Source organism: Ruegeria sp. CK2 (assembly GCF_056536585.1).
In genome coordinates this window covers 42325-66260 of the sequence record NZ_JBQFPW010000015.1, presented here as the reverse complement: position 1 = coordinate 66260, position 23936 = coordinate 42325, and the positions used below count along the sequence as shown (strand labels likewise).

Sequence of the window (23936 nt, the reverse complement as noted above, 5' to 3'; positions counted from 1 at the left end):
GTAAATGCGATGGACCTGATCGCACAGCTTGAGGCGGAACAAATTGCCGCCCTGGGGAAAGACATCCCCGATTTCAAAGCCGGAGACACCATCCGTGTCGGCTATAAAGTGACCGAAGGGTCGCGCACCCGTGTGCAGAACTACGAAGGCGTCTGCATCGCGCGCAACAACGGCAATGGCATTGCCGGTTCGTTCACCGTTCGCAAGATTTCGTTTGGCGAAGGCGTGGAGCGTGTGTTCCCGCTGTTCTCGACCAACATCGACAGCATCACCGTTGTCCGCCGCGGCCGCGTTCGTCGCGCCAAACTATACTACCTGCGCTCGCGTCGTGGTAAATCCGCGCGTATCGCAGAAGTCACCAACTACAAGCCCAAGGCTGGCGCCGAGGCGTAAGGAGCGGAAAGATGAAAAAAGACATCCATCCCGATTATCACGTCATCAACGTCAAAATGACCGATGGCACCGTCGTTCAGATGAAATCCACCTGGGGCGCCGAAGGCGACCAGCTTGCTCTGGAAATCGACCCCTCTGTGCACCCCGCATGGACCGGTGGCTCGTCGCGCCTGATGGACGCCGGCGGCCGCGTGTCGAAGTTCAAAAAGAAGTACGAAGGCCTGGGTTTCTAAACCCTTTCCGTTTCGATTTCGAAAGGCCGTCCCGATGGGGCGGCCTTTTTTTGTCTCGTGGGTGGCTGCTTCGAGCCGATTCTGTCAATCCGATCTCTAAGCTGCACATACTCCCACGACAAAAACTTATGCAGATGCATTAAAGACCACGCCTCAGAGCGATTTCGAAACCAGCCCTTCATTCAGTTTACAGCGAAGACCAACGCTCGAATTCACTGATCGCGGGACAAGGCGGCCAGCAAAGTAATACCTTCAAATCGCCATAATTGAATACTTTACGCGCGCAAAGAATACAGCTAATCACCAGCTGCGAGTGGCTTTGCGTTTTGTTTGAGTACGCCGCGTGTTTTTCGGCAGCCGCTCGCACTCTTTCTCTTTGGTTCAAAAGAGCTCTTTGCTGCCCAACGGCAACGATAGCCCACCGGTGAGGTCATGGGAGACGGCAACAGTGTCCGCGCCTCGATATTTGGGAAAGATCGAAATGAAAAGTCACTTTGCATTTCGCTAACTTAGTCATGACTGAACGACTAGTTTGGGAGATTCGCTTCACTGCAGTGCATCTTACGCCGCGCATGCAAGGGTTTTTGCGTTAGAATTAGCGGCACTGCACAAGTCCGGTTTGCCTGAACCGCAGACTGCTGTGTAGGTCGGCACAGCGTGCCCAACGAGTTCCAGTATATCTGAAGAGGCGATCCTTTCTATATGCCGGATCATACCCAGCGCTCCCGCGCAAATCAGGACTTGCAGGAAGACGATCAAAACATTCAGGAACAGATGCTCTTACCCTTGTCCTGCTCGCTGAAAGCTGGTTTGGGCAGTGAATCAGGGGGCGCCTTTGGCAAATGGTTCGCTCTAACCTGCGATCCGGGCGTGGTTTTCCAAATTAGAGACTGATATTGACCCAAGGCGCCGCTTGAGGTTCTTTCCTTCCCCGCTGACACAACATATAGTGGCCCACAACAACGTGTGGACAAACACGGTACGACTTGGGAACACAAGCATGGCACATATCATTGTGGTCGGAAACGAAAAGGGCGGCGCGGGCAAATCGACCGTGTCGATGCATGTGGCCACAGCTTTGGCGCGGCTGGGACACAAGGTCAGCACACTGGACCTTGACCTGCGACAGCGCAGCTTGGGACGTTACTTTGAGAACCGGGTCAATTTTCTGAATGGCACGGACACGGGTTTGCCTAGCCCGCTTCATCACGACCTGCCCGAGATCGATGCCAGCAAGCTGAAGCCCGGCGAAAACATCTATGACCACCGGCTGTCCGCCGCCGTGGCCGAGTTGGAAAGCGACAGCGATTTCATCCTGATCGACTGCCCAGGCTCGCATACCCGCCTAAGCCAGGTAGCGCATTCGTTGGCGGATACGCTGATCACGCCACTGAATGACAGTTTCATCGATTTCGATCTGCTGGCGCGGATCGATTCAAAGGGCGAGAAGATTCTGGGCCCGTCTGTCTATTCCGAGATGGTCTGGAACGCGCGGCAATTGCGGGCACAGGCCGGGCTGAAGCCGATCGACTGGGTGGTCGTACGCAACCGGGTCGGCACCCAGCGTATGGTGAACAAGGAAAAGATGCAGCGCGCCATCGAGATGCTGTCGCAGCGCATCGGGTTTCGCGTCGCCTCGGGCTTTTCCGAACGGGTCATTTTTCGCGAGCTGTTCCCGCGCGGCCTGACTTTGCTGGATCTCAAGGATATCGGGGTCAAACAGTTGAACATCTCGAACATCGCAGCGCGGCAGGAGTTGCGCGACATGATGCGCGAGTTGAACCTGCCGGGCGTTGAGATCGACTTTTAACTTGCTGGCGTGTAGATCGTGAACAGCTCTTTGGGCTCGGACACGCCGCGCAGCATGTAACGGCCCACCGAGACAAGTTCTTGCGCACAAGGCTGTGCCGCACTGGCGACGTCGTCGGAAATCAGAATCCTTTGCCCCAACGAGCGGTGCATTCCTGCGATCCGTGCGGCCTGATTTACAGCAGGGCCGATCACCGTGAAGTCCAGACGGGTTTCTGAACCGATATTGCCATACAGAATCTCGCCAGAGTGCAGCGCCAGCGTAAAATTGGCGACTGGTTGCCCTGCAGCCTGCCGTTGGGCGTTGAGTTCGGCCATCCGAGTCTGCAGCAACGGTACAGCGGACAGGGCGGCACGGGCATCCGCGTCAATCTCTCCCACATCGAACATGGCCATCAACCCGTCGCCCATGAATTTCAGAATGTTCCCACCGCTATCGTGAACCACACGAACAGCCACCGCCAGGTAGTCATTCAGCATTTCGATAATATCCAACCCAGGCAGTTCCTCGGACAGGTTGGTGAAGCCTTCCAGATCGAAATTCCAGATCACCGCATCAATCTGCTGCAAAGAACCACGCCGGATTTCACCGGACAGGACACGCCTACCTGCATCCCGCCCCAGATAAACACGCAACAGATCGCGTGCCAGTGTCTGGTTCTTGGCGGACTTTAGCGCCAACCCCAGATGTGGCAGGACCTCGCGGATCAGGGACAGATCTGTGTCCTCAAACCCTTTTGGTGCATTGCTGGTCCACGACATCAAAACACCATCGGTAGCCTTTTGCGCCCCGTTCGGGCGCACCTGACCGGAGCTTTCAAAAGAAACACCTGTCGCATAATATTCCGTGGCACCGACCTCTCGCAGGTCATTGAGCAGGGGAAACCGACTGGATTCATTCTGCTCGTAAAGTTTCACCCGAATTTCGCCCAAATCCTCGTGCAGCAACGCATAAAGCGGGCTGCTTTGCCACTGCTCACTGGGCGTATCCGTGTTTTCGAATTTCTCGGATTCACCACCTTTGTCATGGTACCAGCTATACCCGGTTCCGCCATAGACCGGGTGCAGCGTCGACTGCGCCGCGTGAAACCGCATCAGCGGGACGCCCATCTCGACAAGTCGGGTGCAGAACTCTTCCAGCAATTCTTCTTGCCCGGCGCCTTCAAGCCCTTTGGTCACGAGCCAGTCGATCAGACTGGTCGCAGGGGCCGTCGCGGGATCGAATGACGTCATGTTTTTGTCCATATCAAGCATGTGACACATCTGGGGATGCAGCAGCAGAATTACCAGTAGTTAGTCGATCGCGGCAAGACGTCGGAGCATGCGGCGTAGCAGCGCTGCTTCGTCTGTGCTGAACAGGTTTGCCAGCTTGGCGTCATACTGTTCCGCGATCCCGCGCAACTCGTGATAAACCGTTTTACCCGCCGGTGTCAGCGTCAACCATTCCACCCGGCGGTCATCCTGATGCCGGGTCCGGGTCAAGTATCGACGTTGTTCCAGCTTGCGAACGGCGCGGCTGATTTTGGTTTTGTGGATTTTGGCACGTTCACCAATCCCTTTTGCTGTCATCTGGCCGAAAACACCTAGATGAAACAGTACCCGCCATTCAGTCCTTAGCATGCCATAGCGATTCTTATAGACCCGCTGAAAATCAAGAGAGCTTTCCTCGGCCGCCTGGTTCAGCAGGAACGGCAGGAAATGTTGCAATTCAAAATCATCTTTTTTGTCAGAGTCATTGTTTGTCATGCTTGTTAGTTACAAAAACAACTATTATTCGACAAGTAGCAAACGGAGGAACACACGATGAATCGTCCGACAAACCCACATACGATGACACAGGCCAGCACGCCTGTTGGAACCCATGCAGGCTATATGCCCGGCTTTGGCAACGACTTTGAAACCGAAGCCCTGCCCGATGCTCTGCCGCAAGGCATGAACAGCCCGCAAAAGTGCAACTATGGTCTTTATGGAGAGCAGCTGAGCGGCACCGCCTTCACTGCCAACCCGCCGGAGCGCACATGGTGTTATCGCATTCGACCCTCGGTAAAGCATTCTCACCGCTACGCAAAAATCGATCTACCTTACTGGAAATCCGCCCCCTGCATTGACCCGGACGTGATCAGTCTGGGTCAATATCGATGGGATCCGGTTCCGCATTCAGACGCCGAACTGAACTGGCTGACCGGCATGCGGACAATGACGACCGCTGGCGACGTCAACACTCAGGTCGGTATGGCCAGCCATATCTATCTGGTCACGGAATCAATGGTGGATGACTATTTCTTCTCGGCCGATTCTGAATTGCTGGTGGTTCCGCAAGAGGGCCGTCTGCGGTTCGCGACCGAATTGGGGATCATTGATCTGGAACCCAAAGAAATCGCGATCATCCCACGCGGGTTGCTTTACCGCGTCGAGGTTCTGGACGGTCCGGCGCGGGGTTTTGTTTGCGAGAATTACGGACAGAAATTCGAGTTGCCGGGGCGCGGTCCGATTGGCGCCAACTGCATGGCCAACCCCCGCGACTTCAAAGCACCCATAGCTGCCTTTGAAGATCGCGAAGCACCTTCGACCGTCACCATCAAATGGTGCGGCCAATTTCATACCACCAAGATCCCTCACAGCCCGTTGGATGTCGTCGCCTGGCACGGCAACTACACGCCCTACAAATACGACATGCGCAATTATTGCCCGGTCGGCGCGATCCTGTTTGACCATCCGGACCCGTCAATCTTTACTGTGCTCACCGCGCCTTCGGGGCAGCCGGGCACGGCGAATATCGACTTTGTCCTGTTCCGCGAACGCTGGATGGTGATGGAAGATACGTTCCGTCCACCCTGGTACCACAAAAACATCATGTCCGAGCTGATGGGCAACATTTACGGCCAGTACGACGCGAAACCTCAGGGCTTTGTTCCTGGCGGGATGAGCCTGCACAACATGATGATCCCACATGGCCCGGATAAGGAAGCCTTTGAAAAAGCGTCCAACGCCAATCTGGGCCCCGACAAGCTGGACCAGACCATGTCCTTCATGTTCGAAACCCGGTTCCCGCAGCACTTGACGCAATTTGCAGCGACCGAGGCCCCGTTGCAGGATGACTATATCGATTGCTGGACATCGCTTGAGAAGAAATTCGACGGCACACCGGGCAAGAAGTAACCGTTCTAATTTCCAAGGTTTGGAGAAAACATGCCTTTGATGAAATCCTGGGTGATCTCGGCCAACGATGCCGCGCATCCGTTTCCCCTGAATAATCTGCCCTATGGGGTCTTTTCGATCGACGACGGTGAACCCCGATGCGGCATTGCAATCGGGGACATGATCCTCGACGTCACGGCGGCAGAATCGGAAGGGGTGATCGTGCTCGCAGATGAGCCGCTGTTCGATCTGCCCTTCTGGAACCCCTTGATGGAGGAAGGGCCAGCTGTTTGGGCCGCTTTCAGAAACCGCGTGACAGCCCTTCTGGCAGACGGGGCAGAGGAGCAAAACCAGGTCGCACCCTTGCTGGTCGCGCAAAACACTGCCCAGATGCATATGCCATTCGCAGTCAGTGAATACACCGATTTCTACGCTGGCCGGCATCACGCGCAAAATGTCGGCACAATGTTCCGCGGCCCAGAAAACGCGCTGCCGCCAAACTGGCTGCACATTCCGATTGGCTATAATGGTCGGGCGTCATCTGTTGTCGTCTCGGGCACGGATATCCGCCGCCCATGGGGGCAATTGAAATCTCCAGATCAGGAATTGCCTGCGTTCCTGCCCAGCCGCCGCTTTGACATCGAGCTTGAAATGGGTGCCATCGTCGGTACGGCATCTGACGGCCCGATCACTGTGCAAGAAGCCGACGACAATATCTTTGGCTATGTCCTTCTGAACGACTGGTCTGCACGAGATATCCAAGCCTGGGAGTATCAACCGCTCGGCCCGTTCCAGGCCAAGGCAACCGCGACCTCGATCAGCCCGTGGATTGTGACCAAAGCCGCGTTGGAACCGTTCCGGTGCGAGCCGCCCGAACGCATCTTCGAGCTGCTTGATCACCTTAAGGATCGCGGCCCGATGCTGTACGACATTGATCTGTCCATTACTATGGCGCCAAAAAACAAAGAGGCGACCGTGATCGGCCAGACAAACTACAACCAGATGTACTATTCCGCAGCTCAACAACTGGCACACCACACAACCTCTGGGTGCCCGATGAATACCGGTGACCTATTGGGATCGGGCACTATTTCCGGCCCGACCAAACCCGAACGGGGCTCACTGTTGGAACTCAGCTGGGGTGGGAAAGAACCCCTGACGCTGGACACCGGTGAAACACGCAGCTTCATCGAAGATGGCGACACACTGACACTGTCTGGCGCGGCCCGTGGCGATGGTTACACAATTGGCTTTGGCGATTGCACCGGTACCATACTGCCCGCGCTGGATGACCCATTTAAGAGATAAGCACCCAATCTTCATCTTTTCCCAAATACTCCCGCCGGAGGCGGTTTCCAAAAGGATAAGTCGATGACCAAAGCATTCGCGTCCCAGGGGGACATGACTGACAAACAGACTTCATTCACCCAAGTTGGTGACGGGCTCTACGCTTTCACGGCCGAAGGCGACCCGAATTCCGGTGTCATCATCGGCGATGACAGCGTGATGATTGTCGAGGCGCAGGCCACCCCGCGCCTTGCAAATAAGGTGATCGAATGCGTGCGTTCTGTCACCGACAAGCCTATCACCCATGTCGCGCTGACCCACTACCACGCGGTGCGTGTGCTGGGGGCCAGTGCGTTTGGTGCGCAACAGATCCTCATGTCCGACATGGCCCGTGCAATGGTTGTCGAACGGGGTCAAGAAGACTGGGACAGCGAGTTCCAGCGCTTCCCACGCCTGTTCCAAGGGCATGAAAGCATTCCCGGCCTGACCTGGCCGACCACAACATTCAGCGACACGATGACCGTATATCTCGGCGACCGCCGGGTCGATCTGATGCATCTGGGCCGGGCCCACACGGCGGGCGATATCGTGATCCATGTGCCGGATCAGAACGTGATGTTCACTGGCGACATCGTCGAATACCACTCGGCCTGTTACTGCGGTGATGGTCACTTTGGCGATTGGGGCGACACGCTGGACGAGATCAAATGGTTCGATGTCGACGCGATTGCGCCGGGTCGCGGCGATGCACTGCTTGGAAAGGACATGGTGAGCGCCGCAATCGAAAACACGCGCGACTTCGTGGACAGCACATATCGCCCCGCAGCCAAAGTGGCCGCTCGTGGTGGCACCTTGAAAGAGGCGTGGGACGCAGTACGGGCCGAATGTGACCCCAAGTTTTCGGACTATGCGATCTATGAACACTGCCTGCCCTTTAACGTGTCACGCGCCTTTGACGAAGCACGGGGCATTGATACACCCCGCATCTGGACCGCCCAGCGCGATCTGGAGATGTGGGAGGCGCTTCAAGATTAAGAAAGTCAGCCGACATTGATCCAGATCGTTTTCACGAGCTCAAATCGATGAAACCATGAACTCAAGGCCGTTGGTGCACGCCGCCAGCGGAGTTGCAAAGCGACCTTTGGCGCAGCTGCTTGGGGGGAAAGCCCATGAACAAGATTTTCGAAATTCCACTTTATGCTTATGAACGCAGTCCGGATCAGGACGCCGCAACACCTGTTCGACACAAGGTGATCGTGATCGGCGCGGGGCCGGTGGGTCTGGCCGCTGCGATTGATCTGGCGCAGCAAGATGTCGAAGTTCTGGTCCTGGACGACAATGACAAAGTCAGTTTCGGAAGCCGCGCCATCTGCTTTTCCCAGCGTACGCTGGATATTGCTGATCGGCTGGGCTGCGGGCAGCGCCTACTGGACAAAGGTGTGCGCTGGGACCGTGGCAAAGTGTTTTTCGACGATCGCCAGGTCTATGATTTCAATCTGCAGCCCGACGAGGGCTTTGCCAACCCGGCCTTTATTAACCTGCAGCAATACTATGTGGAAACCTTCCTTATGGACCGGCTGCGCGCGTTGCAGGCTGAAGGCGCGCCGGTTCAAATACGCGGGCGCAACAAGGTCGAGGCTGTCGGTACCCATGAAGATCATGTCCGGTTGGAGGTCGAAACCCCGGAAGGCCCCTATACAGTCGAAGCTGACTGGCTGATTGCCTGCGACGGGGCCAATTCGCCCACACGGCGGATGCTGGGGATCGATTTTGACGGGCGTGTATTCGAAGACAATTTCCTGATCGCGGATGTGATCATGGAGGCGGACTTTCCGTCTGAACGATGGTTCTGGTTTGACCCGCCCTTTAATCGGGGCCAATCCGCGCTGTTGCACAAACAACCGGACAATGTCTGGCGCATCGACCTGCAATTAGGTTGGGATATCGACAAGGAACGCGAGAAACGCCCCGAGAACGTGATCCCCCGCCTGAAAGAGATGCTCGGCGAAGAGGTCGAGTTTCAGCTTGAATGGGTCTCGATCTACACGTTCCAATGCCGCCGCATGGAAAGCTTCAGACAAGGACGCGCGATTTTTGCCGGGGACAGTGCGCATCAGGTCAGTCCCTTTGGGGCACGGGGGGCAAACTCGGGCCTGCAGGACGTCGACAACCTGTGCTGGAAACTCAAACTCGTGCTGGATGGAGACGCCCCCGAAAGCTTGCTGGACAGTTATGATTCCGAACGCATTCAGGGCGCAGACGAGAACATTCGGAAATCCAGCCGCTCGACCGATTTCATCACGCCCAAATCCGATATGTCACGGGTGCTGAGGGATGCAGTTCTGGACCTGAGCGAGCATTTCGAATTTGCCCGTCCCATGGTGAATTCGGGACGGTTGAGCGAACCCTGTACCTACGACGGGTCCTCCCTGAATTCAGCCGATGCGCTGGATGGGCCTGCCCAAACGCGGCCCGGTTCGGCCTGTCCGGACGTACCACTAGGTGGCGATTTTCTTTTGCCCAAACTGGCCGGACAGTTCACCCTGCTGACAATTGACGCGGATGCGCCAGAGATTTTGCAGGAAGACGGGATCGAAGTCAGACGGCTGGCACTATCGGTCAAGGATGACATGACTCTGGCGCTCAAACGGCGCTATCTGGGCGATGCCCCCAGTGCGGTCTATTTGATCCGCCCGGATCAGCATGTGGCCGCACGGCGCGACACCTATGAAGAAAACGCGTTCCGGCATGCAATCCGCCGGGCCAGTGGGAAGGAGTAACCGAAATGACTGATCTGATCCTCACCCCGAATATCGATAATGCGGATGACTTCTATGCCGACCTGTTGGCGGCGCATGACGGAATAGATAAAGTCGACAGCGATGCGTTGAACGCGCGGCTGGTTCTGGTTCTGGCCAATCACATCGGCGACAACGCGGTTCTGGTCCAAGCGATCAACGCGGCACGCCTGAAGATGACTTAGCGAGGAATTGTGTGAGCAAGATTGTTCTTTATGATTTTTGGAGATCCTCGGCCAGCTATCGGGTCCGAATTGCGCTGAATTTGGCCGGGATCTCATATGACGCAGTTGTCGTGGACTTGGTCAGCGGAGAGCAAAAGGGCGACGCGCATCGGTCACGCAACCCGCAAGGTCTGGTCCCCGTTTTGGAGATCGACGGGTTGAGACTGACCCAATCCCTGGCCATCATCGAATATTTGGACCGCACACGACAGCTAAACCTGTTCCCCGAAAACCCGGCAGATCGCGCCAAAGCGCAGGCGCTGGCCCAGTCGATTGCGGTGGACATACACCCGATCTGCAACCTTGCAGTCGCCAAACATGCGACCGTGCTAAGCGCGGATGCCAGCAACATGCCCGGCGCGTGGATGCAACACTATATTCGGCCCGGGCTGGAAGCGTTCGAAGCACTGCTAGCTGAGTTCACGCAATCGCCTTATTGCACAGGCACACAACCCGGGCTCGCCGATCTGTGCCTGATCCCTCAGCTTTTTAACGCCCGCCGCTGGGAGGTTGATCTGTCACACTTGCCACGCCTGTTGGCTGTCGAGGCAGCCTGCAGCGATCATTCCGCCTTTGTCGCAGCCCGTCCCGACCAGCACGCGCCAGCATAGCAAATTTTTGTGGCGTTCAGCACAGACCCTGTGTGCTGGTGCGGGTAGTCCAGAGCGGCGATGGGACCTAGCTTTGTGTCATTACAAAATGAGGTTCAGATGTCAGAAATCACCGGCTATCACGCGCATATCTATTTCGACGCAGACACCCAAGCGACAGCGCAACAGATCTGCGAAGAGGCAGCGCACCTTTTTCCAATCCAAATGGGACGGATGCACGCGCGAAACGTTGGACCGCATCCCCGCTGGAGTTGCCAACTGGGTTTTGCGGCAGACGCGTTTGATCAGGTCATTCCATGGCTGATGTTGAACCGGCAGGGGCTCACGATATTCACCCACCCGGAAACCGGTGATCATCTCGCGGATCACCGTGATAGAGCCATATGGATGGGCGAGATGCTGGACCTGGATTTATCCATCTTTGACAAGGTTCACACCTAAACCAGGGCGCGCGCCTGATCCCGCAGAACGAACTTCTGAACCTTGCCCGTTGACGTTTTTGGCAAGGTTCCGAACACCACCGATTTTGGCGCTTTGAAATGGGCCATATTGTCCCGGCAAAAGGCGATCAGATCTGCTTCGGTCACCGATGCCTCCGGCTTTAGCTCGACGAAGGCGCACGGTGTTTCGCCCCATTTCTCATCCGGTCTGGCCACGACCGCGGCCTCCATCACGGCAGGATGTTTGTACAGAACGCCCTCAACCTCGACGGATGAAATATTCTCACCCCCAGAGATGATGATGTCCTTGGACCGGTCTTTCAGCGCGATGTAGCCATCGGGATGCATGACACCCAAATCACCTGAGGCGAACCAGCCACCAGCAAAAGCCTTATCCGTGGCTTCGGGGTTCTTCAGATACCCTTTCATCACAACGTTGCCCTGCATGAAAATCTCACCCATGGTTTCGCCGTCTGCTGGCACCGGATCCAGAGTTTCCGGGTCAGCCACCATCAGCCCCGACAAGGCGGTGTATCTGACACCCTGCCGCACTTTGAGCGCAGCGCGTTCTTCGGCGGTCTTGCTATCCCATTCTTCTTTCCACGCGCACACAACCGATGGGCCGTAGGTTTCGGTCAGCCCATAGACATGGGTCACTTCGATACCCATCGCCTCCATCGCCTCGATTACCGCTGCGGGTGGCGGGGCACCGGCGGTCATCACCTTGATCTGGTGGCCGAAATCCTTGAGGTGATCCGGCGCATGGGCGAGCATGTTCAACACAATCGGCGCGCCGCAAAAATGGCTGACTTTTTCATCCCTGAAGGCCGCATAGATCGGTTCAGCCCGCACCGCGCGCAAACAGACCGAGACCCCGGCGTTGGCCGCCATGGCCCAAGGGAAACACCAGCCATTGCAATGAAACATCGGCAGCGTCCACAGGTAGACGGAATGCTTTGGCATATCCCAGTCCAGAATGTCCGACTGCGCATTCAGCGTGGCCCCACGATGATGATAAACTACTCCCTTTGGGTTGCCGGTTGTTCCCGACGTGTAGTTCAGCGTGATTGCGTCCCATTCATCGGCGGGTAGGGACCAATTGAATTCCGGGTCACCTTCGCCCAGCAATGCGTCATAGGTCAGGTCGCCCAGACGCATGCCGCCATCAAAGCTGGGATCTTCGATATCGATGACCAGAAGGTTGCGCTCGACATGCTTCAAGGCCTCTTTAGCGACTTCCGAAAACTCAGGATCGACGATTAGCACCCTGGCTTCTGCGTGGTCCAAAATGAACGCAATGACCGGTGCATCCAATCGCGTGTTGATCGCGTTCAGAACTGCGCCTGCCATAGGCACGCCAAAATGCGCCTCATACAACTCGGGGATGTTGGCTGCGATGATCGAAACGGTATCCCCCAGTCCCACGCCCCTTGCATTCAGGGCGCTGGCCAGCCGGCGGCAGCGGGCGTAGGTGTCTGCCCAGGTGTATCTGCGATCGCCGTACACCACCGAAGGGTAATCCGGATACACCTGCGCGGTGCGTTCAATAAAACTGAGCGGTGACAGAGGCGTGTAATTTGCGCGGCATTTGTCCAAATGACGTTCATAGATGTTAGGGTCAGTCATCCGCCAATCCTCCGTTATCGCAGTGCGCGCGACTTGAGCATAAAGTTACCCGTCTGACAAACCCGTATAAATACGTCGGCCGCATCGACTGGCGATACGGGATGATGTGATCTGGCCCTATCTACATCCGGTCTTTCGCGGTGATCTGAAGCATCTTAAACACATGCAGGGACGTGGTCATTCCATCTCCCGCACACCGCATCTCATTGAAAGGACATGTCATGGACGGCACGTTCAACGAAAACGATCTTTCCCGCGTAGTCGAGGCCGACCGCGCCCATATCTGGCACCACCTGATCCAGCATAAACCCTTTGAAACCAATGATCCGCGTATCATTGTCGAAGGAAAAGGCATGCGGGTCTGGGACCAGAAGGGCAAAGAGCATCTGGATGCGGTCTCGGGCGGGGTCTGGACTGTGAACGTAGGCTATGGTCGCGAATCGATCTGTAAGGCGGTCTACGACCAGTTGATGAAACTGTGCTATTTCGCGAATTCAGCTGGTTCGATCCCCGGTGCCCTGTTTGCTGAGAAGCTGATCGAAAAGATGCCAGGCATGAGCCGGGTTTATTACACCAACTCCGGCTCTGAGGCGAACGAGAAAGCCTTCAAAATGATCCGCCAGATCGCGCATAAGCGCTATGGCGGCAAGAAGACCAAGATCCTCTATCGCGACCGTGACTACCACGGCTCGACCTTGGCAGCGATGTCGGCAGGTGGTCAGGACGAACGCAACATGCAGTACGGCCCCTTTGCACCGGGTTTCGTGCGCGTGCCCCATTGCATGGAGTACCGCAAGCACGAGCTGGACGGCGCACCGGAAGAGAACTTTGGTGAATGGGCGGCCAACCAGATCGAAGAGGTGATCTTGCGTGAAGGCCCCGAGACTGTTGGCGCCCTGTGCCTTGAGCCGGTCACCGCTGGTGGCGGCGTGATCGAAGCGCCCGACGGGTATTGGCCGCGCGTGCAAGAGATCTGCAAGAAATACGATATCCTGCTGCATATTGATGAGGTCGTGTGCGGCGTTGGCCGGACCGGCACCTGGTTCGGTTACCAGCAATACGGCATCCAGCCCGATTTCGTGACGATGGCGAAGGGAGTTGCCTCGGGCTATGCGGCGATTGCGTGCCTTGTGACCACCGAAGACGTGTTCGACATGTTCAAGGACGATGCCGCTGATCCGATGAACTACTTCCGCGATATATCAACCTTTGGCGGCTGTACCGCTGGTCCGGCGGCCGCGATCGAGAACATGCGGATCATCGAAGATGAAAATCTTCTGGGCAATTGTGTCGACATGGGCGATCGCATGACAGCGAACCTGCAGGCACTGATGGAAAAGCACAAAGTCGTCGGCGACGTGCGCGGCAAGGGCCTGTTCCTGGGTGCCGAATTGGTCGCGGACCGGTCATCTCGCGAACCTGTTGACGAGAAGCTGGCACAAGCGGTTGTGGCCGATTGTATGGCGCAAGGCGTCATCATCGGCGTCACCAACCGCTCGGTTCCAGGTCGCAACAACACGCTGTGCTTCTCACCGGCACTGATCGCAACAGCGGATGATATCGATCAAATCACCGATGCAGTCGATGGCGCGTTGAGCCGGGTGTTTGGCTGACCTGATACCTAGGCACCTGCCCTGTCGGAATTGTGAAAACCGGCGCTATCCGCGCCGGTTTTTTCTTTAGAACACCAGAGTTTGTCAATTTCCCGAACTCGGATAGCCTGTGATCACCACATCCCGACGCAGGAGACCCTCTTGATGTTACGCAATCTCGTCGCAGCCCTTATCCTTGCCATCGCCACTCCGGCCTCTGCTGATGACGGCAGCGGCTTTCCGCAGATCATCGGTACCTGGGCCGGCACCTATCTGGTGGCCTTCGCCAAGTCGAACCCAAACCACGATAAAGGTCTGCTGCAGACCGAAATGGAGTTGGAGATCACGAAGCTGGACGGCAACCTGATCACCGCCACCAACCGCTGGCGGCGGATCGGTGACAAAGACTGGATCGTTGAAGAAGCAATGGGCACCTTCAGCCTGGATGACCCAACCCGCTTTGTTCTGGCCGAGGCCGGGATATCGGGCGACGATGTTTCATCTGGTATTTTTAACGGGGTTTATGTGGATGACGTGATCATGGTTACTTATGCCGGACCCGGTACGGGCGTGGCGTTTGCGGTCCAGTTGGTGAAGAAAGACCCCAGCAATTAGGCACGAGGCTCCGCTAAAGCTAACTATGCACGCCAGCAGAATTTGGCTGCCATCCTACTTCTTGCTCTTATACCTCCACTGATGCAGACTTTAATCAGGAAGGATGTCTGCTTCACCGCTTAGCAAGTTGGCAGACCACCCAGCGCGACACCATTCTTTGAGAGGAGTGTGTCATGGCATCCAAAACTACAGGATCACCACCACCGGAAAACCTGACGCCGCAACATACGGCCGGGCCCCAAATCAATAAGGTAACTACGGGTGATATCACAGCATCGCTGAATGCAGGGTTTTCCGACTTTCTGGCGCGCCCCTTCATGAGCTGCTTCTTCGGCTTGTTCTATGCGGTTTTCGGAATCCTGATGGTTTGGAGTCTGGTCTGGCTCGGCAAGATCTGGATGATCATTCCTGCCATCGTAGGCTTTCCGCTGGTCGCGCCCTTTGCCGCTGCCGGGCTTTACGAAATGTCCCGGCGGTTGCAGAACGGAGAGAGTTTCGGCTGGTCAGAAATCCTTACCGTGATGGCCAATCAACGCAAACGCGAAATGGGATGGATGGCCTTTGTCACCCTGTTCATTTTCTGGGTGTGGATTTACCAAATCCGGCTTTGGCTGGCGATCACCCTGCAGAACGCATCCTTTTCGGATTTTGAAGGGTTCTTGAATACCGTATTCTTCACATCTCAGGGCTGGACCTTCCTTGCCATCGGCACCTGCGTCGGCGCATTTCTGTCGGCGGTACTATTTTCGGTGACCGTCGTTGCCATGCCCATGCTGCTCGACCGGGAGATCAATTTCGTTTCAGCCATGTTAACGTCCTTGCGCGTCGTTGCGGAAAGCCCGGGTGTCATGCTCACTTGGGCAGCGATCACCTCAGTTACGATACTGTTGTCGCTGGTCCCAGCGTTTTTGGGCCTGATTTTCACCCTGCCGATCCTGGGCCACACCACGTGGCATCTTTATCAACGGGCGGTATCACCAGCGCAGGAGTGATCTGTCCGAGCATCACCATGGGCGTTGTGCGAATTATTTTGCCGGAGTGTTGCTGAGTTCACTTTCGGCTATCAACAAAAAAAGGCCGCCCCATACGGGACGGCCCTTCATTCACTGTCTCTCTAAAAGACAATCAGGCGGTCAGAGCAGCCTGTGCCTGGGCGACGATCGCGCCGAACGCTTCCGGTTCGTGCACGGCCAGGTCGGCCAGAACTTTGCGGTCCACTTCAATACCGGCCAGAGTCAGGCCGTTGATGAAGCGGGAATATGTCAGAGCCTCGTCATGGCTGCGCACAGCGGCGTTGATCCGCTGGATCCACAACGCGCGGAAGTTGCGCTTGCGGTTCTTACGGTCACGGGTTGCGTACTGGTTGGCCTTGTCGACGGCCTGAGAGGCAACCTTGAAGGTGCTTTTGCGACGACCATAATAGCCTTTTGCGGCCTTGATGATCTTCTTGTGACGGGCGTGGGTTACGGTTCCACCTTTAACGCGGGACATCTCTAAATCTCCTCTTAGCGGTCGTAGGGCATGTAGCCCTTGACGATCTTGGCGTCGGGGGCGGACAGGGTGGTGTTGCCACGGGCATCGCGGATGAATTTCTTGGTCCGCTTGATCATGCCGTGACGCTTGCCGGCCTGGCCAGCAAGGACCTTACCGGTCGCAGTCACCTTAAAGCGCTTTTTCGCGCTCGACTTTGTCTTCATCTTAGGCATTTCCGTCTCCTTTCGGGGTTCGGTACTAAACGCGACTCGGCATGCCACATTGGCCGGTCACGCGATCAGAAGCGCCGTTTACGCAAGTTCGGTCATACTGGCAAGGGGGTTTGGACCAGAATCTGCGGTTTTTGCAGGTTGGTCAGGCACCGGGGCGACAAGGGCCGCCCCGGTGGTATGATTAGTGGCCGAATTTACGGATTTCACCGCTCTTCAGTCTTTCGCTGTAGGATGCAAGCTCCTGACGCACCACTTTCATCAGGAAGTAGAGCGCAAAGACGTTCACAACCGCCATCGCGAAGATCGCCGCATCCGAGAAATCGATGACCGGGCCGAGGTTGGCGGCGGCACCGATGACCACGAAGATGCAGAAGATGACCTTGAACACCAGTTCCTTGGTCTGGCCTTCGCCGAACAGATAGGTCCAGGCTTTGAGGCCGTAGTAGGACCAGCTGATCATGGTCGAGAAGGCAAACAGAACCACTGCAATCGCCAGCACGTATGGGAACCAGCTGAAGGCGCTGCCAAAGGCCGCTGAGGTCAGGCTGACACCCGAGTTGCCATCGACAGTGGCAATCGCGTTGCCTGCTTCGTTGAGCATGTATTTGCCGGTATCCGGATCGACGATCAGCTGCTGGGTGATGATGATCACCAGCGCAGTCATGGTACAGATCACGACCGTATCGATGAACGGCTCAAGCAGCGACACGAAGCCTTCGGTGATCGGCTCTTTGGTCCGAACCGCCGAGTGTGCAATGGCCGCAGAACCAACACCTGCTTCGTTCGAAAACGCCGCACGACGGAAGCCCTGGATCAATGCACCGACCATGCCACCGGCAACGCCCAGGCCGGTGAAGGCACCAGCGAAGATCTGACCAAAGGCCCAACCAATCTGATCGGCGTGCATGATGATGATCACCAGTGCCGCTGCCACATACATGACCCCCATAAACGGCACGACCTTCTCGGTCACGCGCGCAATGGATTTCAGACCGCCAACAATCACCATGAAGACGATTGCCGCAAAAACCAGACCGGTGATCCAGCCGGGATAGTCGCCGGTAATGCCCGCAATCTGCTGATGCGCCTGATTGGCCTGGAACATGTTGCCGCCGCCCAGCGCACCGAGGATACAGAAGATTGAGAACAGAACCGCCAGTATCTTGCCGCCCGGCAGACCCAGCTCGTCGAACCCTTTGGACATGTAGTACATCGGACCACCGGACACGGTGCCGTCATCATATTCGTTCCGGTATTTCACACCCAAAGTACATTCGGTGAATTTAGACGCCATGCCCAGCAGGCCCGCGACGATCATCCAGAACGTGGCGCCCGGCCCGCCGATACCCACGGCGACGGCCACACCAGCAATGTTGCCCAGACCGACCGTACCCGAGAGAGCCGTGGCCAGGGCCTGAAAGTGGCTGACCTCACCCGCATCGTTGGGATCAGAATAGTCGCCTTTAACCAGGCTGATCGCGTGGCTAAAAAACCGGAGCTGCACGAAGGCGAAGTAGAGCGTGAACACAGTGGCCGCAATAACCAGCCACCCCACGATCCATGGGAATCCCGTTCCTGGAAACGGGGCAAAGATAAAGCTGACAAACGGTCCTGTCAGATCAGCGAAAGCTTGGTTGATTTTATCATCGAGGCCAGGCGCCTCTTGCGCGGCTGCCGCGCTGGCCGTGAAAGCCGCAATTGCGGCGGGCAGGCCCAGTTGTTTTAGCGTTTTCATTCTTGCGCCTCCCTCAATTCACAACCGTGACCGGAACATCTGCGTGCATCACCAGATTTTGGGTCGAGCTGCCAAACAGGCGTTTCTTGAACCCATCCGCCGAAGCCCGGCCAACGACGATTTGCACACCGCCGTTCTCAACCGTTATGGAATTCAGCGTTTCCGCCACGTCTCCATGACGCACTATTCCATGTGCTTCAAATCCGGCTGCTTTCAGAGCGTCGACAGCCGGCGTGACAATGCGTGTTGTCGCCAGATCAACCTCTTCTTCGCGCCGCTTGTGACGCTGTGCGTTTTCTTCCGGTGTTTGGAAAGTGTAGGGGGACCATTCGATTACATACGCAACCAGAAGTTCGCATGTCCCGATCCGCTTCGCCAAGTCTTTGGCAAATGCGATCGCGCGCTCTCCGGTTTCTGTCCCGTCCAGTCCTATGACAATCTTTGTTGTCATCTCGTTCCTCCATTATTGTTGATTTCACCGGGGCCCGTGCCCCCGGCAGAGCAGCCGGAACTTGGAACATTTGGCTTTGACTGCCCTTAGGTCATTTATCAGGAAATTCTACCTGAAAAGGAAACTCATTTTGTCGAATTCGCTCATAAGTGTCATAAAATGCTGAAAATCAATGCTTTTTTTGAGCACCAGAAACGACAGAAGCGGCCTCATCAGGTGTCACACCAGATGAGGCCGCTGCCAGAATCTCTCTAATCAGCCGGGGTCTTGGCCCGGTTTACTCCGGATCAGTGCTGTAAATCAGGCGTTCGTCACACGGGGCAACGCGCAAGATATTTGTCGAACCGGGCACGTTGAAAGGCACACCCGCTGTCACAACGATCTGATCGGTTTCGGTGGCAAATCCACCCGCGCGGGCGGCGCGGGCTGCGTTCACAACGGCACTTTTGAACCGCTCCAGCTCGGGCGTCATCACGCAGTTGCAGCCCCAACTGAGGCACAATCTACGCGCCGTGCCTTTTTGTGAGGTCATGGCGATGATCGGCACACCGGGCCGTTCGCGCGCAGTCAGCGACGCCGTTGTCCCGCTTTGGGTAAAACAGCAGATCGCCTTGATGTCAGTTTTCTCGGCAATTTCACGGGCCGCTGCAACGATACCATCAGCAACTGTGGTTCCTTTGGCACTACGCGAGGCGGCGATGATCTGGGTATAGGTCGGGTCGGCCTCAACCTCGATCGCAACCTTGTTCATGGTCTGCACAGCCTCAATCGGATAGGAACCGGCGGCAGATTCGGCACTGAGCATGATGGCGTCTGTGCCCTCGTAGATGGCGGTTGCCACATCCGAGACCTCGGCCCGTGTGGGCATTGGGCTTTCAATCATGCTTTCCAGCATCTGCGTAGCGACGATCACGGGTTTGGCCGCACCGCGACACCGGCGAACCAAACGTTTCTGGATTGGTGGAACCGCTGAAACTGGCAGTTCAACACCAAGATCGCCCCGGGCGACCATGATCCCGTCTGACGCGTCGAGGATATCGTCGAACGCTTCGACCGCAGCGGGTTTTTCGATCTTGGAAAGAATGGCAGCGCGGCCATCGGCCAGTGCGCGCGCTTCGAACACATCCTTTGCACGCTGAACAAAGCTCAGCGCGAGCCAGTCAACGCCCAGTTGGCAGACAAATTCCAGATCGCCACGATCCTTGGCTGAAAGTGCTGCTAGCGGCAACACGACATCCGGAACGTTCACGCCCTTGCGGTTCGATATCGTGCCACCGACTTCTACGCTGCAATTGGCAAAGTCCTGACCGCACTCCTGCACAAACAGGCGTATCTTGCCATCATTCACCAGCAGGCGTGACCCGGGCTCAAGTGCTGCAAATATCTCGGGGTGTGGCAAACAAACGCGGGTTCCGTCCCCTGCTGCTGGATCCAGATCCAGACGAAAGGATGCGCCCTCTTCCAGCTCTTCCGCATCCGCGGCGAAAACACCCACACGCAGCTTGGGCCCCTGAAGATCAGCCAGAATGGCGATCGGGCTATCAAGATCCTTTTCGACTTGCCGAATAATCCGATGCCGTTCGCGGATTTCATCGTGACTGCCATGGCTCATGTTCAGACGAAACACATCGGCACCCGCCTCGTGCAAAGCGCGGATGGTGTCGTAATCATTAGACGCCGGTCCCAGCGTCGCCACGATTTTTACATTTCTCAGGCGTCGCATTGGTAGGTGCTCTCCTAGATCTCTCAATGTTACCGCAAACAGCGTTAGTGTGCTTATTGCGCAATTCCCTTTCTGAGGCAACTGCACTACACCTGCGACAAACTTGATGACAGGCACATGACGTACACCCCCTTCTTTACGCACGGCGAGGATCGCCCGTCCCGCTGGCTGATCACATGCGACCATGCAACAAACATGGTTCCCCCGGAAATCAACGGCGGAGATCTGGGCTTGCCCCGCGAAGATATGGAGCGTCACATCGCTTATGATGTCGGGGCCTACGAAGTTTCGAAACATCTGGGCGAGATCCTGAACGCCCCAGTGATTGCGGCCAATTTCTCGCGTCTGGTGATTGATCCGAACCGCGGCGAGGATGATCCGACGCTGTTGATGAAACTCTATGATGGGTCGATCATTCCGGGCAACCGCCGCGCCGATGCTGCCGAGCGTGAGCGACGTCTGAACATGTGCTACCGCCCTTATCATCAGGCTTTGGAACGTATGGCTGCCCTGCCCCATGCTGTGATCGTGTCCATGCACTCATTCACGCGGCAACTTCGTGGACGTGAGCCGCGCCCCTGGCATGTCGGTGTCTTACACACCCCGGACAAGCGGTTCGCGGATCCGCTGATCCACCGATTAGCGGCCGAAGGTGATCTGTGTGTTGGCGTGAACGAGCCTTACACGGGCGTGCTGCCCGGTGATGCGATAGACAGGCACTGCACGGTGCACGGGCGTCCCAACGCGCTGATTGAATTGCGCAATGATCTGATTGCGGGTCACCATGGGCAACGCGAATGGGCGGAGCGACTGGCAAAGATTCTGCAAGACGCTCTGGCAGATAGCTGTCTGTGACATAAGGGCCAGCAGCGGCCGTTTTAAGCCTCGAACTATTGTGAGACAGCCCGACAATTCCCACATTATTGGGACGAAGGAGGCAAAGATGACACAGGAATTCCTGACAACCGTTTTCGGCTGGATGACCGTTCTCAACATCGCCGTTTTGCTGTTTAGCACCCTGATGATCCTGATCATGCTGGACTGGATCGCCGGCATCCACGGGCGCATGTTTCAGATGGAGCGCGCGGACGTCAAAAAAGCCTATTTTCGATATTTGGCAAACTACAAGATCCTGATTATCGTATTCTGCCTGATGCCATGGCTGGCGCTGCACCTTGCATAAGGTATTCGCCGGCAATCGCCATCGGTCACAAGCGCGGTATCATTGTAACACAGCCTGAGGCTTGCTAGGTCACTCGAAACCAATACGCCAACAACTCGGAGCCCAACCATGGATCAGCAAACCGAAATCGAACTTCAGGCCGCTGCCTTCCGCCGGTTGCAAAAACACCTGATGCAGGACCGGACGGATGTGCAAAACATCGATATGATGAACCTGACCGGTTTCTGCCGAAACTGCCTGTCGCGCTGGTATCAGGAAGCGGCCAACGAAAAAGGCATCGAGATGGGCAAAGATGAGGCCCGTCAGGTTTTCTACGGTATGACGATGGATGAGTGGAAAGCTAATTATCAAACTGAAGCCAGCCCCGAGAAAAAGGCCGAATTCGACGTCGCGTTTGAAGAAAACGTAGGTAAGAAGGATTAGTTGGCCGGTTTGATATGTCGAAAGCCCGCCGGTCTGGCGGGCTTTTTACGTTTTGCCGTCAGATTGCGGCTTTACGGCTTTCGTCCAGGTAAATCTCACGCAGACGTTTGGCGATCCGACCCGGCGTTCCGTCGCCCAGCTGTACACCGTCAATTTCGACCACTGGCATCACAAACGCGCTGGCCGAGGTGGTGAAGGCCTCGTCAGCCTCTTTTGCCTCATCAATGGTGAACAGGCGCTCTTCGATTTCCATCTGTGCTTCAGCCGCCATGCGCAGTACTGCCTTGCGGGTGATTCCGTGCAGGATGTCAGTTGACAATGGGCGAGTGACAATCTTGCCGTTTTTGACGAAGTAAGCGTTATTACTGGTGCCTTCGGTCACATAGCCATCTTCGATCATCCACGCATCATCCGCGCCAGCCTTTTTCGCCATCATCTTGCCCATCGATGGGTACAGCAACTGCACCGTTTTGATATCGCGGCGACCCCACCGAATGTCGTCAATTGAAATGATCTTGGCGCCTTTACGGGAGGCTGGGCTATCCGCCAATCCAGGTTTGTTCTGAGTGAACAAAACGATGGTTGGTTTGGTGTCATCCGCCGGGAATACAAAATCCCGATCGCCGTCGCTTCCGCGCGTGACCTGAAGGTAAATCAACCCCTCTTCGATGTCATTCAGCTCGACCAACTTACGGTGAATAATGAGCAGATCCTCCTTGCTGCAAGGGGCAGCCATGTCCAATTCATCCAAAGACCGTTTAAGCCGTACCGCATGGCCTTCAAAGTCGATCAGCTTTCCATCCAGAACGCTGGTCACTTCGTAGACGGCATCCGCCATCAGAAAACCCCGATCAAAGATCGAAATCTTCGCCTCGGTTTCCGGCAAATATTCGCCATTCACATAAACGGTGCGGGTCATGTCTTCTCTCCTCAACCCCAGAGCGCCACTTCGGGTGGGTGCACTCCGGCGTTATCAAAAGTCAGCGGGGTGTTGCGGTCTTCGGCCAACAGAAGCGGGCCGTCAAGGTCCGTTACCATCGCACCCTGCGCCAGCAATGTCGCAGGCGCCATGGCCAGCGAGCTGCCGACCATGCAGCCAACCATGACGCTATACCCTTCGGCCAGCGCGGCCTCGCGCAGTTGCAGCGCCTCGGTCAGACCGCCGGTTTTGTCCAGCTTGATGTTGACCACATCGTATTTGCCCGTGAGCGCCGGAAGGCTTGACCGGTCGTGACAGGATTCGTCTGCACAAACGGGCACCGGACGCTCCATCCCGAACAGCGCATCGTCGTCCCCAGCAGGCAGAGGTTGCTCGACCAATGCAACGCCAAGCCGCACCAGATGAGGGGCCAGATCGGCATAAACCTCGGCCGACCAGCCTTCGTTGGCATCGATTATGATGGTTGCATTTGGGGCACCGGTCCGCACGGCCTCAAGCCTGGGCATGTCATCAGGTGTTCCCAACTTGATCTTCAGCAATGGGCGATGGGCGTTTTGGGCAGCCTGAGCGCGCATCGCCTCGGGTGTGTCTAAAGAAAGGGTGTAAGCCGTGATCTCGGGGGTTGGTACCGGAAGGCCTGCCAGTTCCCAGGCGCGTTGGCCTGCTTGTTTGCATTCCAGATCCCACAGCGCGCAATCGACCGCATTGCGGGCGGCGCCTGCAGGCAGCAAATCCATCAGACTGTCGCGCGTGAAATCTGCGGGCAGACCTGCGATCTCGGCCTCAACCGAAGCCAGCGTTTCATCGTAGCGGGCATAGGGAACACACTCGCCCCATCCCTGATGCGTGCCGTCCGACAGACGCACCGTCAGAACTTCGGCCTGCGTACGTGACCCGCGGGAAATGGTAAAAACCTGCGCCAACCGGAATACATCCCGCGAAACATCAACTTGCATGCTTGTTCCCTTGCCTACCTCATTGGGCGCCCCGCGACCCTCACATTGGGCAC

The 23936-nt window shown here is 56.4% G+C and carries 26 protein-coding genes; 16 read left to right on the top strand and 10 right to left on the bottom strand.

The genetic code is table 11. The features are described 5' to 3' along the window. Nucleotides 1-9: 9 nt before the first annotated feature. The 3 genes from rplS to ACR0BU_RS19510 all read left to right on the top strand — a co-directional run bounded on the left by rplS (nt 10) and on the right by ACR0BU_RS19510 (nt 2436). Complete coding sequence (rplS, locus tag ACR0BU_RS19520) at nt 10-393, top strand: 50S ribosomal protein L19 (protein ID WP_120634534.1); 384 nt, start codon at nt 10-12, stop codon at nt 391-393. Between the two features lie 11 nt (nt 394-404). Next, nucleotides 405-626 (top strand): 50S ribosomal protein L31, encoded by a 222-nt coding sequence (gene rpmE, locus ACR0BU_RS19515; RefSeq protein ID WP_170636256.1) that lies wholly within the window; start codon nt 405-407, stop codon nt 624-626. A 1000-nt stretch (nt 627-1626) separates the two neighbouring features. Further along, nucleotides 1627-2436, top strand: coding sequence for a division plane positioning ATPase MipZ (locus ACR0BU_RS19510; protein WP_298937147.1), 810 nt, complete (start codon nt 1627-1629; stop codon nt 2434-2436). Here ACR0BU_RS19510 and ACR0BU_RS19505 read toward each other — a convergent pair. Together ACR0BU_RS19505 and ACR0BU_RS19500 are read right to left on the bottom strand one after the other, a co-directional pair. After that, a complete protein-coding gene (locus tag ACR0BU_RS19505; RefSeq protein ID WP_480755756.1) occupies nt 2433-3689 on the bottom strand; it encodes an adenylate/guanylate cyclase domain-containing protein in 1257 nt (418 codons plus the stop codon). The genes ACR0BU_RS19510 and ACR0BU_RS19505 overlap by 4 nt on opposite strands. A gap of 39 nt (nt 3690-3728) precedes the next feature. Further along, entirely contained in the window at nt 3729-4181 is a 453-nt protein-coding gene (locus tag ACR0BU_RS19500) for a MarR family winged helix-turn-helix transcriptional regulator (protein ID WP_480738617.1), read from the bottom strand. 57 nt (nt 4182-4238) lie between these two features. Between ACR0BU_RS19500 and hmgA the strand changes: the two genes are divergently transcribed. The 7 genes from hmgA (at nt 4239) to ACR0BU_RS19465 (ending at nt 10934) form a co-directional block, all read left to right on the top strand. Then, nucleotides 4239-5594: a homogentisate 1,2-dioxygenase gene (gene hmgA, locus ACR0BU_RS19495; protein ID WP_480738615.1), complete on the top strand. Its 1356-nt coding sequence runs from the start codon at nt 4239-4241 to the stop codon at nt 5592-5594. A gap of 30 nt (nt 5595-5624) precedes the next feature. Next, the gene (fahA, locus tag ACR0BU_RS19490; protein WP_300071829.1) at nt 5625-6881 is read left to right on the top strand and encodes a fumarylacetoacetase; all 1257 of its coding nucleotides are present in this window, start codon (nt 5625-5627) and stop codon (nt 6879-6881) included. A 63-nt stretch (nt 6882-6944) separates the two neighbouring features. Then, nucleotides 6945-7895 carry an MBL fold metallo-hydrolase gene (locus ACR0BU_RS19485; protein WP_480738613.1) on the top strand — a complete coding sequence of 317 codons (951 nt, stop codon included), beginning with the start codon at nt 6945-6947 and terminating at the stop codon, nt 7893-7895. Nucleotides 7896-8029: 134 nt separating this feature from the next. Continuing rightward, nucleotides 8030-9640: an FAD-dependent oxidoreductase gene (locus tag ACR0BU_RS19480; protein ID WP_480738612.1), complete on the top strand. Its 1611-nt coding sequence runs from the start codon at nt 8030-8032 to the stop codon at nt 9638-9640. Between the two features lie 5 nt (nt 9641-9645). Then, entirely contained in the window at nt 9646-9843 is a 198-nt protein-coding gene (locus ACR0BU_RS19475) for a DUF2783 domain-containing protein (protein WP_480738610.1), read from the top strand. 11 nt (nt 9844-9854) lie between these two features. Beyond that, nucleotides 9855-10493: a maleylacetoacetate isomerase gene (maiA, locus tag ACR0BU_RS19470; protein WP_480738608.1), complete on the top strand. Its 639-nt coding sequence runs from the start codon at nt 9855-9857 to the stop codon at nt 10491-10493. Between the two features lie 99 nt (nt 10494-10592). Further along, entirely contained in the window at nt 10593-10934 is a 342-nt protein-coding gene (locus ACR0BU_RS19465; RefSeq protein ID WP_480738606.1) for a DOPA 4,5-dioxygenase family protein, read from the top strand. Here ACR0BU_RS19465 and ACR0BU_RS19460 read toward each other — a convergent pair. Next, nucleotides 10931-12559 carry an acyl-CoA synthetase gene (locus tag ACR0BU_RS19460; RefSeq protein WP_480738604.1) on the bottom strand — a complete coding sequence of 543 codons (1629 nt, stop codon included), beginning with the start codon at nt 12557-12559 and terminating at the stop codon, nt 10931-10933. The two genes, ACR0BU_RS19465 and ACR0BU_RS19460, sit on opposite strands and share 4 nt — an antisense overlap. A 221-nt stretch (nt 12560-12780) precedes the next feature. Here ACR0BU_RS19460 and ACR0BU_RS19455 point away from each other — a divergent pair, with 221 nt between their 5' ends. The 3 genes from ACR0BU_RS19455 to ACR0BU_RS19445 all read left to right on the top strand — a co-directional run bounded on the left by ACR0BU_RS19455 (nt 12781) and on the right by ACR0BU_RS19445 (nt 15758). Continuing rightward, nucleotides 12781-14172: an aminotransferase family protein gene (locus ACR0BU_RS19455; RefSeq protein ID WP_480738602.1), complete on the top strand. Its 1392-nt coding sequence runs from the start codon at nt 12781-12783 to the stop codon at nt 14170-14172. Nucleotides 14173-14316: 144 nt separating this feature from the next. Then, the gene (locus tag ACR0BU_RS19450; RefSeq protein ID WP_480738600.1) at nt 14317-14766 is read left to right on the top strand and encodes a hypothetical protein; all 450 of its coding nucleotides are present in this window, start codon (nt 14317-14319) and stop codon (nt 14764-14766) included. Between the two features lie 173 nt (nt 14767-14939). Beyond that, nucleotides 14940-15758, top strand: a complete 819-nt coding sequence (locus tag ACR0BU_RS19445; protein WP_480738598.1) for a DUF2189 domain-containing protein — start codon at nt 14940-14942, stop codon at nt 15756-15758. Between the two features lie 133 nt (nt 15759-15891). On the opposite strand, the gene rplT is transcribed toward ACR0BU_RS19445, so the two are convergent. The 5 genes from rplT to pyk all read right to left on the bottom strand — a co-directional run bounded on the left by rplT (nt 15892) and on the right by pyk (nt 20381). After that, the gene (gene rplT, locus ACR0BU_RS19440) at nt 15892-16257 is read right to left on the bottom strand and encodes a 50S ribosomal protein L20 (RefSeq protein WP_120634483.1); all 366 of its coding nucleotides are present in this window, start codon (nt 16255-16257) and stop codon (nt 15892-15894) included. A gap of 14 nt (nt 16258-16271) precedes the next feature. After that, nucleotides 16272-16472: a 50S ribosomal protein L35 gene (gene rpmI, locus ACR0BU_RS19435; RefSeq protein WP_010443552.1), complete on the bottom strand. Its 201-nt coding sequence runs from the start codon at nt 16470-16472 to the stop codon at nt 16272-16274. A gap of 181 nt (nt 16473-16653) precedes the next feature. Further along, nucleotides 16654-18207, bottom strand: a complete 1554-nt coding sequence (locus tag ACR0BU_RS19430; protein WP_298937161.1) for an alanine/glycine:cation symporter family protein — start codon at nt 18205-18207, stop codon at nt 16654-16656. A gap of 13 nt (nt 18208-18220) precedes the next feature. Further along, complete coding sequence (locus ACR0BU_RS19425) at nt 18221-18658, bottom strand: universal stress protein (protein WP_120634485.1); 438 nt, start codon at nt 18656-18658, stop codon at nt 18221-18223. Between the two features lie 277 nt (nt 18659-18935). Next, on the bottom strand, nt 18936-20381 hold the full coding sequence (gene pyk, locus ACR0BU_RS19420; protein WP_298937162.1) for a pyruvate kinase: 1446 nt from the start codon (nt 20379-20381) through the stop codon (nt 18936-18938). 117 nt (nt 20382-20498) lie between these two features. On the opposite strand from pyk, the gene ACR0BU_RS19415 reads away from it, so the two are divergent. The 3 genes from ACR0BU_RS19415 to ACR0BU_RS19405 all read left to right on the top strand — a co-directional run bounded on the left by ACR0BU_RS19415 (nt 20499) and on the right by ACR0BU_RS19405 (nt 21987). Next, nucleotides 20499-21236, top strand: a complete 738-nt coding sequence (locus ACR0BU_RS19415; protein ID WP_480738596.1) for an N-formylglutamate amidohydrolase — start codon at nt 20499-20501, stop codon at nt 21234-21236. An 88-nt stretch (nt 21237-21324) separates the two neighbouring features. After that, nucleotides 21325-21564 carry a DUF6868 family protein gene (locus ACR0BU_RS19410; protein ID WP_299083645.1) on the top strand — a complete coding sequence of 80 codons (240 nt, stop codon included), beginning with the start codon at nt 21325-21327 and terminating at the stop codon, nt 21562-21564. Nucleotides 21565-21672: 108 nt separating this feature from the next. Further along, a complete protein-coding gene (locus tag ACR0BU_RS19405) occupies nt 21673-21987 on the top strand; it encodes a DUF1244 domain-containing protein (protein WP_480738594.1) in 315 nt (104 codons plus the stop codon). A 58-nt stretch (nt 21988-22045) separates the two neighbouring features. On the opposite strand, the gene ACR0BU_RS19400 is transcribed toward ACR0BU_RS19405, so the two are convergent. Both ACR0BU_RS19400 and dgcA read right to left on the bottom strand, forming a co-directional pair. After that, a complete protein-coding gene (locus ACR0BU_RS19400) occupies nt 22046-22906 on the bottom strand; it encodes a D-amino-acid transaminase (protein ID WP_299083651.1) in 861 nt (286 codons plus the stop codon). An 11-nt stretch (nt 22907-22917) separates the two neighbouring features. Beyond that, nucleotides 22918-23883 (bottom strand): N-acetyl-D-Glu racemase DgcA, encoded by a 966-nt coding sequence (gene dgcA, locus ACR0BU_RS19395; RefSeq protein WP_480738592.1) that lies wholly within the window; start codon nt 23881-23883, stop codon nt 22918-22920. Between the last annotated feature and the right edge of the window lie 53 nt (nt 23884-23936).

What these genes read in the sequence shown, in the direction of transcription:
- ACR0BU_RS19425 (WP_120634485.1), bottom strand. Translation starts at nt 18,658, where the DNA reads ATGACAACAAAGATTGTCATAGGACTGGACGGGACAGAAACCGGAGAG.
- hmgA (WP_480738615.1), top strand. Translation starts at nt 4,239, where the DNA reads ATGAATCGTCCGACAAACCCACATACGATGACACAGGCCAGCACGCCT.
- rplS (WP_120634534.1), top strand. Translation starts at nt 10, where the DNA reads ATGGACCTGATCGCACAGCTTGAGGCGGAACAAATTGCCGCCCTGGGG.
- ACR0BU_RS19475 (WP_480738610.1), top strand. Translation starts at nt 9,646, where the DNA reads ATGACTGATCTGATCCTCACCCCGAATATCGATAATGCGGATGACTTC.
- ACR0BU_RS19480 (WP_480738612.1), top strand. Translation starts at nt 8,030, where the DNA reads ATGAACAAGATTTTCGAAATTCCACTTTATGCTTATGAACGCAGTCCG.
- ACR0BU_RS19450 (WP_480738600.1), top strand. Translation starts at nt 14,317, where the DNA reads ATGTTACGCAATCTCGTCGCAGCCCTTATCCTTGCCATCGCCACTCCG.
- fahA (WP_300071829.1), top strand. Translation starts at nt 5,625, where the DNA reads ATGCCTTTGATGAAATCCTGGGTGATCTCGGCCAACGATGCCGCGCAT.
- ACR0BU_RS19400 (WP_299083651.1), bottom strand. Translation starts at nt 22,906, where the DNA reads ATGACCCGCACCGTTTATGTGAATGGCGAATATTTGCCGGAAACCGAG.
- ACR0BU_RS19430 (WP_298937161.1), bottom strand. Translation starts at nt 18,207, where the DNA reads ATGAAAACGCTAAAACAACTGGGCCTGCCCGCCGCAATTGCGGCTTTC.
- dgcA (WP_480738592.1), bottom strand. Translation starts at nt 23,883, where the DNA reads ATGCAAGTTGATGTTTCGCGGGATGTATTCCGGTTGGCGCAGGTTTTT.
- ACR0BU_RS19410 (WP_299083645.1), top strand. Translation starts at nt 21,325, where the DNA reads ATGACACAGGAATTCCTGACAACCGTTTTCGGCTGGATGACCGTTCTC.
- ACR0BU_RS19465 (WP_480738606.1), top strand. Translation starts at nt 10,593, where the DNA reads ATGTCAGAAATCACCGGCTATCACGCGCATATCTATTTCGACGCAGAC.
- ACR0BU_RS19405 (WP_480738594.1), top strand. Translation starts at nt 21,673, where the DNA reads ATGGATCAGCAAACCGAAATCGAACTTCAGGCCGCTGCCTTCCGCCGG.
- ACR0BU_RS19460 (WP_480738604.1), bottom strand. Translation starts at nt 12,559, where the DNA reads ATGACTGACCCTAACATCTATGAACGTCATTTGGACAAATGCCGCGCA.
- ACR0BU_RS19485 (WP_480738613.1), top strand. Translation starts at nt 6,945, where the DNA reads ATGACCAAAGCATTCGCGTCCCAGGGGGACATGACTGACAAACAGACT.
- ACR0BU_RS19455 (WP_480738602.1), top strand. Translation starts at nt 12,781, where the DNA reads ATGGACGGCACGTTCAACGAAAACGATCTTTCCCGCGTAGTCGAGGCC.
- rpmE (WP_170636256.1), top strand. Translation starts at nt 405, where the DNA reads ATGAAAAAAGACATCCATCCCGATTATCACGTCATCAACGTCAAAATG.
- rpmI (WP_010443552.1), bottom strand. Translation starts at nt 16,472, where the DNA reads ATGCCTAAGATGAAGACAAAGTCGAGCGCGAAAAAGCGCTTTAAGGTG.
- ACR0BU_RS19510 (WP_298937147.1), top strand. Translation starts at nt 1,627, where the DNA reads ATGGCACATATCATTGTGGTCGGAAACGAAAAGGGCGGCGCGGGCAAA.
- ACR0BU_RS19445 (WP_480738598.1), top strand. Translation starts at nt 14,940, where the DNA reads ATGGCATCCAAAACTACAGGATCACCACCACCGGAAAACCTGACGCCG.
- ACR0BU_RS19505 (WP_480755756.1), bottom strand. Translation starts at nt 3,689, where the DNA reads ATGCTTGATATGGACAAAAACATGACGTCATTCGATCCCGCGACGGCC.
- ACR0BU_RS19415 (WP_480738596.1), top strand. Translation starts at nt 20,499, where the DNA reads ATGACGTACACCCCCTTCTTTACGCACGGCGAGGATCGCCCGTCCCGC.
- pyk (WP_298937162.1), bottom strand. Translation starts at nt 20,381, where the DNA reads ATGCGACGCCTGAGAAATGTAAAAATCGTGGCGACGCTGGGACCGGCG.
- rplT (WP_120634483.1), bottom strand. Translation starts at nt 16,257, where the DNA reads ATGTCCCGCGTTAAAGGTGGAACCGTAACCCACGCCCGTCACAAGAAG.
- ACR0BU_RS19500 (WP_480738617.1), bottom strand. Translation starts at nt 4,181, where the DNA reads ATGACAAACAATGACTCTGACAAAAAAGATGATTTTGAATTGCAACAT.